The sequence below is a fragment of the Asaia sp. W19 genome, from assembly GCF_003994335.1.
Lineage (GTDB): Bacteria > Pseudomonadota > Alphaproteobacteria > Acetobacterales > Acetobacteraceae > Asaia.
Genome location: NZ_PNQZ01000173.1, coordinates 1 through 1,440, shown reverse-complemented (window position 1 = coordinate 1,440; position 1,440 = coordinate 1). Strand labels below are relative to the sequence as shown.

Below are 1,440 nucleotides of genomic sequence, written 5' to 3'. Positions count from 1 at the left end.
GGGGGTGTTGARGGGTTTCGGGCGGCGCCGTGCTGAACGTAGTGCGGGTCCCCCCCGCCGTTATGCAGGCGCAGGATCGAAGCATAGTCGTCGGGATTGTCGAAGCTTAAACCTGCATGGTCCGCCTTGGCCTTGAGCAGGTTGAGGGCGAAGGCGGAGGATTTCTGAGGATCGTTCCGGTCCTCATCGGAGAGCGGCGCTAGGCCATAGCCGGGGTTCGCAGCGGTGCTAGAAGTGACCTGGAGAAGGTTGGGCGAAGCGGCTCCGTTGGAGGATTCTTGACCGAGCATTCCATACGCTGCGGGGAGGAACTTCGGGCTGATCCCCGAGGAATCAAACGCAGCGAGGAACTGTCTTCCGTAGCTCATCCCGTTTAGTAAATCCCGCCTTGAGAAATTCCCGTGCCCAGCTCACCGGCTGACTGATAGGGGGCCTGACTGCTCGGGGACAGCCATCTGGACAGCAGGCCTCCATTCCCTCCACCCGTGAGAATCCCCCCTAATCCGAGCGCGCTCCCTACAATCGCATTTCCGAGGCTGCCGCTTTGCGTAGAGGTGCTGGTGCCACTTTGCTGGCTGCCGTAATTCCCGCTGACCAATCCCAGATAATCATTCAAGATTCCTGTCTGATATCCGTTCTGGTTCTGCCACTGCTGGTAAGCATTGGTCAGGGCGTTCTGGTCATTGCTCTGCTGCTGCTGACCGGCCCCAGCCTGGAGCTGGTAATTGTTCAGGGCATTTTGGACGGCGCTGTTCGTAGCAGAGTTACCCAACGAAGCGGCGTTCCCAAGCTGGCTGTTGGCCGCAAGCTGGGAGTTTGTGTTCTGCTGCTGAAGCCCAAGGAGTCCTGACGCGGCGCTAAGCTGGTTCGAGGTGTTGTACTGCGAGTTGTTCTGCTGGAGACCCGCAGTGCCAAGCGCAGAGGCATTGCCGAGGCTACCCTGAGTCCCCGCTGCACTGGCTGCTGTGCTGAGCCCGTTATTGTACGCGCTCAGAGCCGTTGAGAGGCCCTGATTGTAGGCGTTGTTCTGGAGCGCGGCGGCCTGTGTGGCTTTGGCCGTTGCAGCCTGACCCTGAGCCATAGCCGCCGCAGCACCTGCGCGGGACGAGTTCAGAGACCCGCCCTGAGCCGCCTGACGGTTGATGCCGGGGAGCGTCGTCTGGTTCAGCGTCTGGTCGATGGTCGCATCATTGGCTGCGATAGCCTGATTGACCGCCGACGAGTTCATGTAGGTGCCAGCGTTGGCCGCAAGCTGTGCCGTGGGGTCCGAGAGCGCCTGACTGGAGACGTTTGAAAGGGTGTTCTGGGCGTTGGTCAGGCCGTTCGTGCCGCTGATTGCGGCATTGTTCAGCGCGGACGATAGCGCACTCGTGGGACCGCTGGACGATGTGGTGCCGTTGGCAATGCCGCTGAGAATGCCTGAAAGGCCACTATCAAGCC

General features: G+C 60.8%; 2 protein-coding genes. Both read right to left on the bottom strand.

The genetic code is table 11. The features are described 5' to 3' along the window. A partial coding sequence (locus C0V97_RS17725; RefSeq protein WP_148114977.1) for a hypothetical protein occupies positions 1–368 on the bottom strand: 368 nt, incomplete at its 3' end. Positions 369–373: 5 nt separating this feature from the next. Continuing rightward, positions 374–1,440: hypothetical protein (locus C0V97_RS18490; RefSeq protein ID WP_158625474.1), on the bottom strand; the 1,067-nt coding region annotated here is incomplete at its 5' end.